General features: G+C 65.7%; 12 protein-coding genes. 9 read left to right on the forward strand and 3 right to left on the reverse strand.

Annotated features, from left to right (window positions below):
* Window positions 1–97: 97 nt before the first annotated feature.
* From BTM36_RS00825 to BTM36_RS00840, 4 genes are all read left to right on the forward strand, one after another.
* Window positions 98–853, forward strand: coding sequence for a hypothetical protein (locus tag BTM36_RS00825; protein WP_077234859.1), 756 nt, complete (start codon window positions 98–100; stop codon window positions 851–853).
* A gap of 133 nt (window positions 854–986) precedes the next feature.
* Window positions 987–1334 carry a DMT family protein gene (locus tag BTM36_RS00830; RefSeq protein ID WP_006461163.1) on the forward strand — a complete coding sequence of 116 codons (348 nt, stop codon included), beginning with the start codon at window positions 987–989 and terminating at the stop codon, window positions 1332–1334.
* Window positions 1331–2560 carry an MFS transporter gene (locus BTM36_RS00835; RefSeq protein WP_077234860.1) on the forward strand — a complete coding sequence of 410 codons (1230 nt, stop codon included), beginning with the start codon at window positions 1331–1333 and terminating at the stop codon, window positions 2558–2560. The genes BTM36_RS00830 and BTM36_RS00835 overlap by 4 nt, the downstream gene beginning before the upstream one ends.
* Before the next feature lie 231 nt (window positions 2561–2791).
* Window positions 2792–3166, forward strand: a complete 375-nt coding sequence (locus BTM36_RS00840) for a cytochrome c family protein (RefSeq protein WP_077234861.1) — start codon at window positions 2792–2794, stop codon at window positions 3164–3166.
* Window positions 3167–3177: 11 nt separating this feature from the next.
* Here the strand turns inward: BTM36_RS00840 and BTM36_RS00845 are convergent, their stop codons facing one another.
* Window positions 3178–4056, reverse strand: coding sequence for an oxygenase MpaB family protein (locus tag BTM36_RS00845; protein WP_077234862.1), 879 nt, complete (start codon window positions 4054–4056; stop codon window positions 3178–3180).
* 417 nt (window positions 4057–4473) lie between these two features.
* On the opposite strand from BTM36_RS00845, the gene BTM36_RS00850 reads away from it, so the two are divergent.
* The 4 genes from BTM36_RS00850 to BTM36_RS00865 all read left to right on the forward strand — a co-directional run bounded on the left by BTM36_RS00850 (window position 4474) and on the right by BTM36_RS00865 (window position 12113).
* Window positions 4474–7662, forward strand: a complete 3189-nt coding sequence (locus BTM36_RS00850) for an efflux RND transporter permease subunit (protein WP_077234863.1) — start codon at window positions 4474–4476, stop codon at window positions 7660–7662.
* 3 nt (window positions 7663–7665) lie between these two features.
* On the forward strand, window positions 7666–8880 hold the full coding sequence (locus tag BTM36_RS00855) for an efflux RND transporter periplasmic adaptor subunit (RefSeq protein WP_006461171.1): 1215 nt from the start codon (window positions 7666–7668) through the stop codon (window positions 8878–8880).
* Complete coding sequence (locus tag BTM36_RS00860; RefSeq protein WP_077234864.1) at window positions 8877–10385, forward strand: efflux transporter outer membrane subunit; 1509 nt, start codon at window positions 8877–8879, stop codon at window positions 10383–10385. Before BTM36_RS00855 ends, BTM36_RS00860 begins: the two co-directional genes overlap by 4 nt.
* Before the next feature lie 177 nt (window positions 10386–10562).
* Window positions 10563–12113 (forward strand): methyl-accepting chemotaxis protein, encoded by a 1551-nt coding sequence (locus BTM36_RS00865; protein ID WP_006461173.1) that lies wholly within the window; start codon window positions 10563–10565, stop codon window positions 12111–12113.
* A gap of 62 nt (window positions 12114–12175) precedes the next feature.
* Here BTM36_RS00865 and BTM36_RS00870 read toward each other — a convergent pair whose 3' ends face one another.
* Together BTM36_RS00870 and BTM36_RS00875 are read right to left on the reverse strand one after the other, a co-directional pair.
* Complete coding sequence (locus BTM36_RS00870) at window positions 12176–12907, reverse strand: response regulator (protein ID WP_077234865.1); 732 nt, start codon at window positions 12905–12907, stop codon at window positions 12176–12178.
* A complete protein-coding gene (locus BTM36_RS00875; protein WP_254426883.1) occupies window positions 12904–14355 on the reverse strand; it encodes an ATP-binding protein in 1452 nt (483 codons plus the stop codon). The genes BTM36_RS00870 and BTM36_RS00875 overlap by 4 nt, the downstream gene beginning before the upstream one ends.
* Window positions 14356–14564: 209 nt before the next feature.
* On the opposite strand from BTM36_RS00875, the gene BTM36_RS00880 reads away from it, so the two are divergent.
* A complete protein-coding gene (locus BTM36_RS00880; protein WP_174616794.1) occupies window positions 14565–15905 on the forward strand; it encodes an efflux RND transporter periplasmic adaptor subunit in 1341 nt (446 codons plus the stop codon).
* The last annotated feature ends 1 nt before the right edge of the window (window position 15906 follow it).

Here is a 15906-nt window from a genome sequence, read left to right on the forward strand (position 1 = left end):
CGCAAGATGAGTTCCTAAGTGATTGAATATAAAGGGATTCGTGGCGGGCACGGGGTTTGCAAATGAGGGAATACCTCTCACCCCTCAAGGAGTTGTCATGAATCTTTCTTCATCCCCGCTTTCAGCCTCGCTGCGCTCGCTGGCAGCTGCCTCGACCCTGGCCGTGCTGACTTCACTGGTGGCCGCCCATGCCCAGGCACTGCCGCCCCCGCCGGCGCCCCTGCCCGGTCCGGTCCCCGCTGCGGGCATGGCGGCGCCTGCCGTGCAAACGCCACCAGCCACCTATGAAGCCGCCCTGACGGCCCAGGCCCCGGTCACCGAAGGCCGCGTCAGCCGCCTGTTGATCAATCCCTATGGTGAGGTCGATGGCCTGCTGGTGGGTGAGCGCACCGTGGTCAAGTTCCCGCCGCACCTGTCGCAGACCTTGCAGGGTGTGGTCAAGCCGGGGCAGTCGGTGCGCGTTTTCGGCCAGGGTGAAGGGGCCGGCACCATCAAGGCCGATGCCATCGTCAATCTCGCCACCGGCCAGACCGTGATCGACCGTCCGCCCGCCTTCGACGCCAACCCGCCGCTGCCGCCCCATCTGCGCGCGGCGCAACTACGCCAGCTGTCGGTGCGCGGCAAGATCGCCATGGTCCTCACCGGCCCGCGTGGCGAAGCCAACGGCGTCATCCTCGATGACGGCAGCATCGCCCGCTTTGCGCCCGACAGCGTGCGCATGTCGCTGGAACCCGGCGCGCCGTTTGCTGCCAATGGCTTGGGCACCCGCAACAGCATGGGTACCGCCATCGAGGCCATTGATGTCGGTGCCAGTGCGGACAGCGTGCAACCCTTGTACAGCCGGGTGCGCTGAGGCTGCCCTGCCTGGCTGAGTTGGTCGAGTTGGCTGCATCACTGATGGTCCCGTCGATGCGCAGCGGATGGCCTTGTGCCATCGGTTGCGCCTCTTTTCCTTGTTGTCGTCATTTTCATAAAGAACAAAAAACATGTCGCCCAAAGTCCTTCCCATCGTCTTCCTGATCATCTCCAACGTCTTCATGACCTTTGCCTGGTACGGCCATCTCAAGTTCGAGAACCGTCCGCTGTACCTGGTGATCCTGGTCAGCTGGATGATCGCCCTGGCCGAATACTGCTTCGCCGTCCCCGCCAACCGCATCGGCCACAGCGTCTACAACGCCGCCGAACTCAAGACCATGCAGGAGGTGATCACGCTGGTGGTGTTCTCGATCTTCTCGGTGCTCTACCTGGGTGAGCAGTTCACCATCAACCATCTGGTCGGGTTTGGCTGCATCTGCCTGGGCGCCTTCTTCATCTTCAAGGGGCCGATAGGATGAACGCCAAGGCCGGCTCCATCGCCTGGCTGTCCAGGCTGAACTTCTTCCTGGCCGACGTGCGCGACGGTCTCGGGCCTTTCCTCGGGGTCTTCCTGATGGGGCAGGGCTGGGCCGCCGACGACATCGGCTATGTGATGACGCTGGGCGGCATTGCCGGCATGCTCGCCACCACACCGGCCGGCGCGCTCACCGATGCGGTGCGCGCCAAGCGCCTGGTGGTCGGGCTGGGATCGGTGCTGGTGGTGGCCGGCTCCTTGCTGCTGCTGGTGGCGCCCAGTTTCACGCTGACCGCCATTTCCCAGGTTGGCACCGGCATCGTCGGCGCCGTCATCGGCCCGGCCATCGCCGGCCTCACCCTGGGCATCGTCGGTCAGCAGGGTTTGCCCGCCCAGCTCGGGCGCAACGAAGCCTGGAACCACGCCGGCAATGTCTTCTCGGCGGCCCTGGCCGGTGCGCTCGGTTACTACTGGGGCCTGCCGGCGGTGTTCGTACTGATGGCGGTGATGGCGCTGGCTTCGCTGGTCTGCCTGTCGCGCATCCGCCCGCAGGACATCGATCACGACGTCGCCCGTGGGCTGGACCCGGAACGCGCTGCAGTTGAGCCGCAGGTCTCCACCTGGCGCGTGCTGGTCGCCTCGCGCCCGCTGATGCTGCTGGCTATGGCCATGATGCTGTTCCATCTCGGTAATGCGGCGATGTTGCCCTTGCTGAGCCAGTCGGTGGTGGCGCGCGGCGGTGCCGATCCGGCGCTTTATACCGCGCTCACGGTGATCGTGGCGCAGCTGGTGATGATCCCCACGGCGCTGCTGACAGGCCGCTTCGCTGAACGCCAGGGCTACTGGCTGCCCATCACCATCGCCCTGCTGGCATTGCCAGTGCGCGGTCTGGTGGCCGGCGTGTGGGATTCGCCCTGGGCGCTGCTGCCGGTGCAGATGCTCGATGGCGTCGGTGCCGGCCTGCTGGGCGTGGCCTTGCCAGGTTCGGTGGCGCGCATCCTGCAGGGCAGCGGCCATATCAACATCGGCCTGGGCGCGGTCACCACCATCCAGTCGGTCGGCGCGGCGCTGAGCCCGGCCCTGGCCGGTGTGGTCGCCAAGCACTACGGCTATGGCGCCGCGTTTGCCGCGCTGACCGGGATTGCCGTGCTGGCGCTGCTGGTGTGGGGATGGCTGGCGGAGCGGCGTGATCATGCACCGGGTGGCAGGCCGGCGGTGATGACGGAATAGTCTGCGCTATGGATTCTCATCCCGACGCATTTCCAGGAAATACGCCGGCGACCAGGGCCTGAGCGCCACGATCATGGCAGTGCCGGTGCGCCGTTCCAGCGGCAGCGATAGAATCGAGACCACCACGGCTGACTCGGTGTTCGCCTTTCTTCAGAAATCGGGCATTGAGGCCAGCCATTTCGTGATCCGGGGCGCTTCCGCGCCTGCGGTAGCCGACTGACCGGAATGTCCATGCGCCTGACCTCCTTGCTGATTGTTGTCCTTGCCTTCATCCCTCTGGTGACCCAGGCGGCAGGCGACCCCGTGGCCGGGCGCGCTGCCTTCGCCAAGTGCGCCAGCTGCCACGCAGTCGGACCCTCGGCCCGCGCCGGCTTCGGTCCGCAGCTGAGCAACGTGATCGGCCGCAAGGCCGGTTCCACCACAGATTTCAAGTATTCGCCGGCGATGGCCGGTGCCGGCTTCGTCTGGACCGAGGACAAGCTGCGCGCCTTCCTCAAGGCGCCCAGCGAGGTGGTGCCGGGCAACAAGATGCGTTTCTGGGGCATCGGCAGCGATCGCCAGATCGACGACATCCTGGCCTATCTGCGCAGCGTCCGTCAGCCCTGAAAGAGCGGCCTTCAGCCGTACGGCGGCAAGCCCATGCGCCGCCGCGCCAGATGGATGGAACCGTTGCGCACCGCCCAGCGCAGTGGCTGTGCGGCCACCAGTACCGAGCGTCGCAGCAGCTCCCGACGCCACGGCGGACGCGGTGTGACCCCCAGCATCTCTTGCGCCCAGGGCGGCAGCAGGTCCACTCCGGCGCGCATCATCAGGCGCGTCCATGGTTGCGCCAGCGCGTTCGGCGCGGGGGCATTCAATACCAGCTGCAAGGTCTTGCGGGTGCGTTCGTCGCAGCGCAGTTCGGGGCGCATCGCCTGGATGTATCCGTCCACTGCCATCTGCGAACGCGGTACCTCGCGCGCGCCCAGTGCCTCGGCGACCCGGGCGATCTCGCCGAAATACTGGTCCTGGCGCACCGCCGGAAAGTCCGGCCGACGATAGCGCAGATAAGCCCGCAGGAAGCAATGCACCTCGGCCACATGCACCCAGGTCAGCAGATCGGGGTCGCTGGCGGAATAGGCGCGTCCATCCGGCGCTACGCCCTTGACCACGAGATGGATGCGCTTGACCCGCTCGATGAGGCGCTCGGCGTCGGCGCGGCTGCCGAAGGTGGTGCCGGCGATGAATTGTGCGGTCGCGCGCAGGCGCGCCAGCATGTCGGCCTGGAAGTTGGAGTGATCCCACACCCCGGCCAGTGGTAGCGGATGCAACATCTGCAACAGTAAAGCCGCCACGCCGCCGGTGAGCATGGCCGTGAAATCGCTGTGGACCTGCCAGGCTGCCGAGTCCGGACCGAACAGGCCGGGGTCGCCCGGCGGCTGCAGGAAGTCGGCACTGCCAGGGCCGCGGCTGATAGAGAGGACACTGGCTTCGATGCGCTGGCGCAGGAATTCCATGATGCAGGAGAGTGCGGGGACAAGGTAAGGGAAGGGCAGTGTGCCATAGCGGCGCGGTTCCTGCCGGTCGCCACATGTGGCGATTTTCCGGTTGTGCTTGCAGCCAGTGAGAAGTCTTTTGCTGACATTTCTGTCAGAAAGCGATTTGTCGAAAAGCCTTCTGCAAGGCGGCTCCGAGGCCGCTACAATAGCCCTCGCCGCACGGCCCACGAAGAATAAAACCGGGCCCCGGCAAGCTCATCGGATTCAGGGAACGCAGACCGGCGACCGGGGAAAAGCGCCAGCCTGCGCCACATAGAACAAAGCACAGCAGGAGAGGACGGCCGGGGCCGCACGGGGCGCCGGTTCATGGCATGGGCAGGCTGCATGACGCAGGCTGCCCGGTCGATCCTGCCCGCCTTACAGGGATAGCAGTTCATGAACATGGTCGCGCTGGCGTTGCGCCGCCCGTACACCTTCATCGTGATGGCCTTGCTGATCGTGCTGGCCACGCCATTGACGCTGAAGAACATGGCCACCGACATCTTCCCCGAGATCAATATCCCGGTGGTCTCCATCATCTGGAACTACAACGGCCTGTCGGCGCAGGAGATGGGGCAGCGCATCGCCGCCCAGAACGAGCGCGGACTCACCACCGTGGTCAGCGACATCGAACACATCGAGTCGCAGTCCCTGGCCGGGGTGTCGGTGATCAAGGTGTTCTTCCAGCCCAAGGCCAATATCCAGCAGGCGATCGCTCAGGTGGTGGCCTCGGTGCAGACCCAGGTGCGCCAGCTGCCGCCGGGGATCACGCCGCCGCTGGTGATCAAGTATTCCGCCTCCAGTATCCCGGTGATGCAACTGGCACTGTCTTCGCCGACGCTGCCCGAGCAGACCGTGTTCGATGCTGCCGTCCAGACCCTGCGTCCACAGCTGGTCACCATTCCCGGCGTGGCGGTGCCTTACCCGTATGGCGGCAAGAGCCGGTTGATCTCGGTGGACCTGGATACCCAGGCCCTGCAGTCGCGTGGCCTGGCCCCCATCGACGTGGTCAATGCCATCAATACGCAGAACCTGATCCTGCCCTCCGGCACGGCCAAGTTCGGCGGCACCGAGTATTCGGTCAAGATCAACGGTTCGCCCGAAGCCGTGGCCGGTCTCAACGAACTGCCGGTGCGCACCACCAACGGCGCCACCATCTACATCAAGGATGTGGCCAACGTGCGCGACGGCTTCTCGCCGCAGACCAACGTGGTGCGCCAGGACGGCGCGCGCGGCGTGCTGCTGTCCATCTTGAAGAACGGCGGCGCCTCCACCCTGGACATCGTGGACAACCTGCGCAAGCTCCTGCCCACCGCGGCCCAGACCCTGCCTGAAGACATCAAGATCACGCCGCTGTTTGACCAGTCGCTGTTCGTGAAGGCGGCCGTGACCGGCGTCATCAGCGAGGCGCTCATCGCCGCCGGCCTGACGGCGGCCATGGTGCTGCTGTTCCTGGGCAACTGGCGTAGCACGCTCATCATCGGCCTGACCATTCCGCTGTCCATCATGGCGGCGATCCTGATGCTGGCCGCCCTGGGCGAGACCCTGAACCTGATGACCCTGGGCGGCCTGGCGCTCTCGGTGGGCATCCTGGTGGACCAGGCCATCGTCACCATCGAGAACATCGAGCGCCACCTGCATCTGGGCAAGCCGCTGCACGACGCCATCACCGTCGGCGCCGGCGAGATCGGTGTGCCGGCCTTCGTGGCCACGCTGTGCATCTGCATCGTGTTCGTGCCGATGTTCTTCCTCTCCGGCGTGGCGCGTTTCCTGTTCGTGCCGCTGGCCGAAGCCGTGGTCTTTGCCATGGCCGCCTCCTACATCCTCTCGCGCACCCTGGTACCGACCCTGGTGATGCTGCTCATGGGTAGCCACGGCCAGGTCGACAGCGCCAAGGCCAGTCTGCTGCAGCGCCTGTACCGCGCCTTCGACAACCGCTTCGAGCGGGTGCGCCATGGCTATACGCTGGTGCTGTCCTCGCTGCTGGCGCACCGGCGCCGCTTCGCGCTGGGCTTCCTGGGGTTCTGCCTGCTGTCCTGCCTGCTGTATCCCTTCCTCGGCCGCGACTTCTTCCCCAATGTGGATGGCGGCCAGATCCGCCTGCACATGCGCATGCCCACCGGCACCCGCATCGAAGAAACCGCACGTGCCGCCGACGAGGTCGAGCGCGTCATCCGCAGCCTGATCCCGGCCTCCGAACTGGAGACCATCCTCGATAACCTGGGCGTGCCCAATTCCGGCATCAACCTGTCCTACAGCAATGCCGGCACCATCGGCACCCTCGACGGCGAAATCCTGATGGCCTTGAAGGAAGGCCACCGCCCCACCGAGGAACTGGTGTCCATGCTGCGCGAGCAATTGCCGCGCCGCTTCCCCGGCATCGAGTTCTTCTTCCAGCCGGCCGACATCGTCACCCAGATCCTGAACTTCGGCCTGCCGGCGGCCATCGACGTGCAATTCACCGGCCCCAACATGGAAGCCAATGCGCGCCTGGCGGCCGAGCTGACGCGCAAGATCAGGCAGATTCCCGGCGCGGTGGACGCCCACGTCCACCAGCGACTGGACGGTCCCTCGCTGGACCTGCGCATGGATCGCACGCGCCTGCAGCAGTTCGGCCTGTCGGCTTCCAATGTCGGCCAGAACCTCCTGATCGCCCTGTCCGGCAGTTCGCAGACGCAGCCGGCCTTCTGGCTCAATCCCAATAACGGTGTGGTCTACAGCATTGCGGTGCAGTCCCCGCAATACCAGGTCGATTCGCTCGATTCCCTGCTCAATATCCCGGTCGGGGCTGGCGCCAATGCCACCACCCCGCCGCAACTGCTGGGCAACCTGGTCGATGTGCATGCCGGACGCCAGATGGCCGTGGCCTCGCGCTACAACATTTCGCCGGCCATCGATGTCTATGTCAGCGTGCAGGGGACCGACCTGGCCAGCGTGGCCGGCAAGGTGACGGCCCTGGTGGAAGAGATCAAGCCCAGGCTGGCCCGTGGCAGCCAGGTGGTGATCCGCGGCCAGGTGGAAACCATGCAGTCTTCCTTCATCGGCCTGGGCGTCGGCCTGGCCATGGCCATCGTGCTGGTGTACCTGCTGGTGGTGGTCAACTTCCAGTCGTGGATCGATGCCGCCATCATCATCGCCGCGCTGCCTGCCGCACTGGCCGGCATCGCCTGGATGCTCTTCATCACCGGCACCACGCTCTCGGTGCCGGCCCTGACCGGCGCCATCATGACCATGGGCGTGGCCACCGCCAACAGTATCCTGATCGTGGCCTTTGCGCGGCAGCGCCGGGAAGAGGGTGCCACCCCGCTGGCGGCCGCGCTGGAAGCCGGCTCCACCCGTATCCGCCCGGTGCTGATGACGGCACTGGCCATGATCATCGGCATGATTCCCATGGCCCTGGGCCTGGGCGAGGGTGCCGAACAGAACGCGCCGCTGGGGCGTGCCGTGATCGGTGGGCTCATGCTGGCCACCGTATCGACCTTGTTTTTCGTGCCGGTGGTGTTTGCCGGCGTGCATCAGAGACTGGCCCGCCGCGCCGACAAGCGCCGCCATCCCGTGGCCGGGCCCGCGCATCAGGAGTCTTGAACCATGTCGCATGACCGTCATTCCGAACTCGGCATCCACCCCCTTTCCGAGGGCGAGCCGCAACAGCGCCAGCAGATGATGAAGCGCGCCCGGCTGGTGCTGGTGGTGGTGCTGATCCTGCTGGCCGCAGGCGCGGCGCGTACCATCATCAGCCGCACGGCCAACGCACGCGCCCTGGAAGCCGGCACCGCCGAGCGCGCCAAGGTGTTCGTGCGCGTGACCGAAGCCCGCAGCAGCGCCGATGGCCAGACCCTGGCCCTGCCGGGGACCTTGCAGGGCTTTGTGCAGTCGCCCATTTCGGCGCGTTCCGGCGGCTACCTCAAGCGCTGGTACAAGGACATCGGCGCCGAGGTCAAGAAGGGCGAGCTGCTGGCCGAACTGGATACCCCGGAAATCGACCAGCAACTCTCGCAGGCCCTGGCCGCCCGTCAGCAGGCCGCCTCCAGCATGGAACTGGCCAAGAGCTCGATGGCCCGCTGGGAGGCTCTGCGCAAGAAGGATGCGGTCTCGCAGCAGGAACTGGATGAACGCCGCAGCGCCTTCGCCCAGGCCAGCTCCAACCTGGCGGCAGCCGACGCCAACGTCGAACGGCTGCGCCAGGTGGAGGGCTTCAAGCGCATCGTGGCACCGTTCTCGGGCATCATCACGCGCCGCAACGTGGACGTGGGCGACCTGATCGATCCGGGCGCAGGGCGCTCGCTGTTCGTGCTCTCGCAGACTGATCCGCTGCGGGTCTATGTCAACGTGCCGCAGTCCTATGCCAACCTGGTCAAGCCGGGCCAGCAGGTCACGGTCACCCAGTCCGAACTGCGTGGCCGCAAGTTCGAAGGCAAGGTGGCGCGCACCGCCGGGTCGATCGATACGGCGACCCGATCCATGCAGATCGAGGTGACCCTGGCCAATGCCGATAACGCGCTGCTGCCCGGCGCCTTCGTACAGGTGGCGTTGCCCCTGAAACCCAGCGGCGCGCTGCTGGTCGCAGCCGATACCCTGATGTTCCGGCGCGATGGTTCGCTGGTGGCGGCCGTCGATGAGCAGAACAAGGTACAGCTCAAGAAGGTCAGGCTGGGGCGCAACTTCGGGCTCACCGTGGAAGTGCTGGAGGGCTTGAGCGGCAAGGAAAAACTGATCCTCAATCCCTCCGATTCGCTGTCCGAAGGTGACCAGGTCGAACCCACCCTGGAGCAGGCCGCCCCAGCGAAGAAAGCCGCATCATGAAGCAGCGCCGCCCGCCGGTCGTCCTGGTCATGCTGACCTGCGCCCTGGCGCTCACTGCCTGCGCCAGCGGCCCCGACTACGTCAAGCCGACGCTGGACATGCCCGCCGCCTGGACGCCGGAAGCCCCCTGGCGCAGCATGCAGCCGCAGGATGAGGTCGCGCGCGGCCCCTGGTGGGAGCGCTTCGGCGATGCCCAGCTCAATGCCCTGCAGCAGCAGGCGCTGGCCGGCAACCAGACGCTGGCGATTGCCACGGCGCGGCTGGCCCAGGCACGGGCGCAACTGGATGTGAGCGGGGCGGCACAGGCGCCGCAGGTCGGCATCAGCAGCCGTGCCGCACGTGCCCGTATCTCGGCCAACCGGCCGCTGACCAACTACAATTCGCCCAATTACGCGACCGTACAAAACGATTTCGCGCTGGGCTTGACTGTCAGTTACGAACTGGATTTCTTCGGCCGGGTACGACGCTCGGTGGAAGCGGCCGGCGCCACCCTCCAGCAATCGGCTGCCGATCTCGAAAACACCCGCCTCCTGATCAGCGCCGACCTGGCCAACAACTATTTCAACCTGCGTGAACTGGATGTCGAGCTGGACGTGGTCCGGCGCGCCATCGAACTGCAGCGCAAGGCGCTGGACCTGGCCACGTCGCGGCACGACCTGGGCGCCACTTCCGGACTGGACGTGGCCCAGCAACAGGCTCTGCTCGACACCACGCTGACCCAGGTCGACCTCCTGGGCCGCCAGCGCGCCCAGTACGAGCATGCCATCGCTACCCTGACCGGCACCCCCGCCCCGGGCTTTGCGATCGCCCCCTCGCTGGCGCCGATCGCCTTGCCGGCGATTCCGCTGGGCGTGCCCTCGGACGTGCTGGAGCGTCGCCCTGACGTGGCCTCGGCCGAGCGTGCCATGGCTGCCGCCAATGCCCAGATCGGTGTGGCCAGCGCGGCCTTCTATCCCAGCTTCATGCTGCAACCCTCGTATGGCGTGGACAGCCGCAACTGGGGCGCGCTCTTCAACGCGCCCAGCGTGCTCTGGTCACTCGGAGTATCGGCCTCGCAAAGCCTGTTCGATGCCGGCCGCCTGCGCGCCGGCGTGGACTTCAGCAAGGCTGGCTACCAGGCTACCGTGGCCGGTTACCGGCGCACCGTGCTGACCGCCATGCAGGAAGTGGAAGATGGCATCACCGGTATCGCGGCCCTGGACCGTGCCTATCGGCAATCCCAGTCGGCCATCGCCAGTGCGCGTCGGGTGCTGGACATCGCCACCAGCCGCTACGAAGGTGGTGCCACGCCCTATCTCGATGTAATCACCGCGCAACAGTCCCTGCTCAACAGCGAGCGCCAGGCGGCGCAATTGATGGGTCAACGGCTGCTGGTGTCGGTGTTCCTCATCAAAGCGCTCGGTGGAGACTGGCAGGATCGTCGTGAGAGTGCGCCGCAGGTCGGTAGCTCGTCGGCACCGGCACTTGCTCAATTGCCAATCTTATCGCCGCAAGAGAACGACTGATATGATGGCCTGACCAGTTTGATCGGCCGGAAAGCCGCTTGCTGACAGGCCTGTCAGTTCTGCATGGCAAGTACGGCAATTGCCCGGTAAACCCCCGCGTAATCAGCGATATGGCCCGTTCACGAGCTGCCTAGAATCGACTCTGCATTCCAGCACTGTGAGAATAACGAGGCAGACATGAACTGGTTCAACAATCTGAAGATCGCCCGGAAACTGATCCTTTCCTTTGCCGCCGTCATCATCCTGACGGTCATCCTGGGGATCTTTGCGATCCGCGAGCTCAAGGCGGTGAACCAGGCCTCCACCGACATGGCCAGCAACTGGCTGCCGACCATCAAGGCGGCGCAGGCGATCCAGGCGTCCCTGCCGCGCATGCGCATCTCCGAACTGCAGATGATCACCGCGGCCAACCCTGCCGAACGCGAAGATGCGCTCAAGGCCATCAAGTCGCGCCTGGAGATCCTGGCCAAGCAGCGCGCCACCTACGAAAAGCAGATTTCGGAGGCCGAGGAAAAGCTGGTCTACGAAAAATTCTCCAAGAATTTCGCCAGCTATCTTGAGATCAACCGCAAGCTCGCCGACATCTCCGGCCAAGGCAAGGAAGAAGACGCCCGCGCCATGTTCAAGGGCGACTCCAACAAGACCTTCCGCAGCATGCTGGAAAACATGGACGAGATCGTCAAGATCAACGACGCCGGCAGCGCCCGCTCCGACCAGGACGCCAGCGACGTGTTCGACGCTGCGCGCAAGTGGATCATCGGCCTGCTGGTGGCCATCGTGGTGATTGCCTTTGCCCTGGCCGCAGCGGTGGCACGCGCGGTATCGCGTCCCCTGAACGAAGCGGTGAGCGTGGCCGAGCGGGTGGCCCAAGGCGACCTGACGGTGGAAATCCAGTCCCACAGCAAGGACGAGACGGGCATGCTGATGCATTCCCTGCGCGCCATGAATGACAGCCTGCACAAGATCGTCTGCGAAGTGCGCACCGGCACCGATGCCATCACCACCGCCTCGCAGGAAATCGCCACCGGCAACCTCGACCTGTCTTCGCGCACCGAGCAACAGGCCGGCTCCCTGGAAGAGACCGCCTCGGCCATGGAAGAACTGACCTCCACCGTCAAGCAGAACGCCGACAACGCCCGCCAGGCCAACCAGCTTGCGGCCTCGGCCTCCGACATCGCCAGCCAGGGGGGCGAAGTGGTGCACCAGGTGGTGCAGACCATGGAAGGCATCACCGAGAGTTCCAGCCGCATTGCCGACATCATCAGCGTGATCGACGGCATCGCCTTCCAGACCAACATCCTGGCGTTGAACGCGGCGGTGGAAGCGGCCCGTGCCGGCGAGCAGGGCCGCGGCTTCGCCGTGGTGGCCTCGGAAGTGCGCTCACTGGCCCAGCGTTCGGCCTCGGCGGCCAAGGAGATCAAGCAGCTCATCGATGATTCGGTGGAAAAGGTCGGCGCCGGCAGCCAGCTGGTCGAGCGCGCCGGCGCTACCATGAGCGAGGTGGTCGCCAGCGTGCGCCGCGTCACCGACGTGGTGGCCGAGATCAGCGCCGCCAGCCACGAGCAGAGCACCGGCATCGAGGAAATCAACCGCGCCATCACCCAGATGGACGAAGTCACGCAGCAGAACGCCGCGCTGGTGGAAGAAGCCGCTGCCGCCGCGCAGTCGCTACAGGACCAGGCCGGACGGCTGACGCAGGTGGTCAGCGTGTTCAAGATCCAGCGCTGAAACCTACATACGAGGTTTGCATGACCGCCAAGGTGGTCATGCGTACGCCGTTTACGATGGACTCATTGCGACGGCAACTCGAAGCAATACCCCACCCCGTACACCGCCTGGATCGCGTTATGACCTGGGAAAAATGGTTCCAGCTTGCGCCGCAGGTTCTTGATGTGGGTATCGATGACGCGGTCGGTGACCGGGCGGTCGTCGTCGTGCAGGTGGTTGAGCAACTGCTCGCGTGAAAATACCTGGCCCGGTGCGGCGGCGAAGGTCTTGAGCAGGCGCAGTTCCAGTGGCGTCAGGTTCAGCGGCTCGCCGCGCACGCTGGCCTGGTGCCGCAGTTCGTCGATGTGCAGCAACTCCGCAGCGGTCGGGCTCGTCTGTGCCTGTGCGCGTTGCACCAGCGCATTGCGCCTGAGCATGGACTTGACCCGCGCCACCACTTCACGCGGTGAAAACGGTGCCTTGCTGATGTAGTCGTCCGCACCCAGTTCCAGACCACGCAGGCGATCCTCTTCTTCGGCGCGGGCGGTCAGCATCAGGATGGGCACGTCGCAGAAGCTGCGCAGGCGGCGGCAGATTTCCCAGCCATCCATTCCCGGTAGCATGATATCGAGCAGGATCAGGTCCGGGCGCTGCTGCTGCACCGCCTCGACGACGGCATCGCCCCGCGCCACATGGCGTGACTGGTAGCCGGCTGCGGCGAGATATTTCTGCAGCAGTTCGGCCAGCTTGGGCTCGTCCTCGACGATGAGGATGTCGGCGCTCCGGGGCGGCTGGAAGTGGAAGGTTTCGCTCATGGCTGCTCCTCGAACCGCGCCGGCAGCACCACCGTGACGCGCAGGCCGCCCGTGGGCGAGGCGCTGGCCGCGATGCTGCCCTGGTGCGCATCGACGATGCGGCGGCAGATCGCCAGCCCGAGTCCGGCGCCACCACTGGCGCGATTGCGCGAGCTCTCAACCCGGAAGAAGCGCTCGAACAGGCGCGCCATCGCTTCCGGCGGCACGCCCGGCGCGCTGTCGTCGAAGACCAGATGCCAGTGCTGTTCCTGCAGGCTGGCCTGCAGGTGCAGGCCGCCGCCGGCATCGGTGTAGCGCAGGCTGTTTTCGAAGAGGTTGTTGAACAGTTGCTGCAGGCGGGCACCATCGGCATGCACCGGCATGGCCGCCGGCAGTTGTGCCGTCAGGGTCAGGCCGCGCTGGCTGAAGCGCTCGCCATAGACCTGCACGCTGGTACGCAACAGCGGCAAGAGATCCATGTCCGTCTGGCGATAGGCCAGCGCACCGGCGTCCGCCAGCGACAGGTCGTAAAGGTCACCCACCAGCTTGTTGAGATGTTCCACCTCGCTCTTGAGCGAGCGCAGGGTCTGCGCGTCCGGTTGCATGACGCCGTCTTCCAGTGCTTCCAGCTGACCGTTGAGGATGCCCAGCGGCGTGCGCAGCTCATGCGAGACGTCCGCCATGAATTCGCGCCGCAGTTGCTCGTTGCGCTCCAGTGTCATGGCCAACTGGTTGAAGTCCTGCGCCAGTCGTCCCACTTCATCGCCGGATTCGACCTCGACCCGGGTTGCGTAGTCGCCGCCGGCCAGCCGGTGGGTGGCGCGCGCCACGCGGGTGAGCGGGCGCGTCAGCACGCCGGAGATGCGCACCACCAGAAACGCCGCCAGCATCACCGCCACCACCGCAATGATGAGCTGGGCCAGGAACTGGCTCTGCTGGAAGCGCAGGTCGATGGCGCCGATCACGTTTTCGAAGGGCGTCTGCGCCACCCAGCCCACGATCACGTCGTCCAGCAGCAGCGGTCGCAGGCGCGCATCGGGACCGATGTTGGGATAACCGATCACCAGCTGCCGATGGGCATCCAGCAAGGAAAAGCGCAGCGTGGCGCCGGTCAGGTCGGAGGCGGTCAGCGGCGGTCCCGGCGGGGGGGTTACGCCGTTGTGCTCGACGATGGCCGGTTTCATCAGTTCGAACCAGACCCGTGGCTGGCCGCGGATGAAGTCCCAGTTGCCATGCTCGCGATAGGCCTGCTCCAGGCGCGGCACCATGTCTTCCATGCGTTGCTGGGCCTGTTCGTTGAGATAGCCGAGGAAGTCGCGATTGAAGATGTAGTGCCCGGCGCCATTGATGGCGGCGATCAGCGCCACGATCAGCGCCAGCATCGCGTAGAACAGTTTCAGGCGGATGTTGGCGCGGTGGAAGAAGCGGTCGGACAGCGCCGCCAGCGAGTGGGCGATGGACTTGAACACGGGAGCCGGGAATGACAGGACAAGGCGCCAGCTTAACAAGATAGTCGCATGGCGGCGAGGGCCGGGGAGTGATCTGTTTCATTCCGGGAAGAAAGTGGCTGCGCTCAAATTTCCTTCACATTTGCTTTCCATAATCACAGGTCCGATAGCTCATTGCGCCCGGATGACTTGCCCATGGCGGCAGGTGTTCCTGGCAGAAAGCCGCCCAGATGCCCGATTTCCGCTCCCAAGCCTTGCCCCTGCTGCGCCAGAATCCACCCCGCCTGCTGCGCACCCTGACCCTGGCCGCCCTGCTGGCCGTGACCCTGGCGGCCTGCTCCCGCTCCGGCGAGGCGCCCAAGGCAGCAGCCCAGGCCGAGGTCGGTTACGTGGTGGTCAAGGCCCAGCGACAGGCAGTGACGACCGAATTGCCCGGCCGTACCAGTGCCTACCTGGCCGCCGATATCCGCCCGCAGGTGGGCGGTATCATCCAGAAGCGGCTGTTCAAGGAGGGCGCCAAGGTCAAGGCTGGTCAGCCGCTGTACCAGATCGACCCGGCCAGCTACCAGGCGGCCTACGACAGCGCCAAAGCATCGCTGCTCAAGGCCGAGGCCACGCTGGCTTCGTCCAGGCTGAAGGCCCAGCGCTACGCCGAACTCAACAAGATCGACGCCGTTTCCAAACAGGATAACGACGACGCCCAGAGCACCCTGCGCCAGAACCAGGCCGACGTCGAGGTGCAGAAGGCGGCGGTGCAGACGGCGGCCATCAACCTGCAGTACACCAAGATCCTCTCGCCCATTTCCGGACGTATCGAGAAGTCTTCGGTCACGCCCGGCGCGCTGGTCACCGCCAGCCAGACCACGGCGCTGACCACCGTGCAACAGATCGATCCGATCTACGTGGACGTCACCCAGTCCACGGTGGATCTGCTGCGTCTGCGCCGCGAACTGGCCAGCGGCCAGATCCGCAAGAGCGGCGAGAATGCCGCCCAGGTCAAGATCCTGCTGGAAGACGGCTCCGCCTACGACCGCACCGGCCGGCTGGAATTCACCGGCCTGTCGGTCGATACCGGTACCGGCATGATCACCCTGCGCGCAGTGGTGCCCAACCCGGACGGTGTGTTGCTGCCGGGCGCCTATGTACGGGCGGTGCTGGAGGAGGGCGTGGACGAGCATGCCCTGCTGGTGCCGCAAAAGGCGGTCAGCCGTGACCAGACCGGTGCAGCAACGGCCCTGGTGCTGGGCGCCAATGGCAAGGTGGAGCAACGTCTGGTCACCGTGGCGGGTGCAGTGGGTAACAACTGGTGGATCAGCAAGGGCTTGAAGGAGGGTGACAAGCTCATCGTCGATGGCCTGCAGAAGGTGCGCACCGGCGATACCCCGCGTGCCATTGACATCACCGACAGCCTGAAGAAGGACCTGGCCAGCGAGGCCGCCGCCGCCGCTGCTGATCCCTCACTGGGAGGCGATGCCGACAACGCTGATACAGACGCCGGCAATAACGCTGCCAGCCCCGCCACCACCGGCACCACCACCACCGACAACGCCGCCGGCGCCAAGTCGAAGTAAG

The organism is Herbaspirillum sp. VT-16-41 (genome assembly GCF_001994935.1).
Classification (GTDB): Bacteria; Pseudomonadota; Gammaproteobacteria; order Burkholderiales; family Burkholderiaceae_D; genus Herbaspirillum; species Herbaspirillum frisingense.

Bases quoted from the DNA above. Each gene is read 5' to 3' on its own strand.
- BTM36_RS00825 (WP_077234859.1), top strand. From the start codon at position 98: ATGAATCTTTCTTCATCCCCGCTTTCAGCCTCGCTGCGCTCGCTGGCA.
- BTM36_RS00830 (WP_006461163.1), top strand. From the start codon at position 987: ATGTCGCCCAAAGTCCTTCCCATCGTCTTCCTGATCATCTCCAACGTC.
- BTM36_RS00835 (WP_077234860.1), top strand. From the start codon at position 1,331: ATGAACGCCAAGGCCGGCTCCATCGCCTGGCTGTCCAGGCTGAACTTC.
- BTM36_RS00840 (WP_077234861.1), top strand. From the start codon at position 2,792: ATGCGCCTGACCTCCTTGCTGATTGTTGTCCTTGCCTTCATCCCTCTG.
- BTM36_RS00845 (WP_077234862.1), bottom strand. From the start codon at position 4,056: ATGGAATTCCTGCGCCAGCGCATCGAAGCCAGTGTCCTCTCTATCAGC.
- BTM36_RS00850 (WP_077234863.1), top strand. From the start codon at position 4,474: ATGAACATGGTCGCGCTGGCGTTGCGCCGCCCGTACACCTTCATCGTG.
- BTM36_RS00855 (WP_006461171.1), top strand. From the start codon at position 7,666: ATGTCGCATGACCGTCATTCCGAACTCGGCATCCACCCCCTTTCCGAG.
- BTM36_RS00860 (WP_077234864.1), top strand. From the start codon at position 8,877: ATGAAGCAGCGCCGCCCGCCGGTCGTCCTGGTCATGCTGACCTGCGCC.
- BTM36_RS00865 (WP_006461173.1), top strand. From the start codon at position 10,563: ATGAACTGGTTCAACAATCTGAAGATCGCCCGGAAACTGATCCTTTCC.
- BTM36_RS00870 (WP_077234865.1), bottom strand. From the start codon at position 12,907: ATGAGCGAAACCTTCCACTTCCAGCCGCCCCGGAGCGCCGACATCCTC.
- BTM36_RS00880 (WP_174616794.1), top strand. From the start codon at position 14,565: ATGCCCGATTTCCGCTCCCAAGCCTTGCCCCTGCTGCGCCAGAATCCA.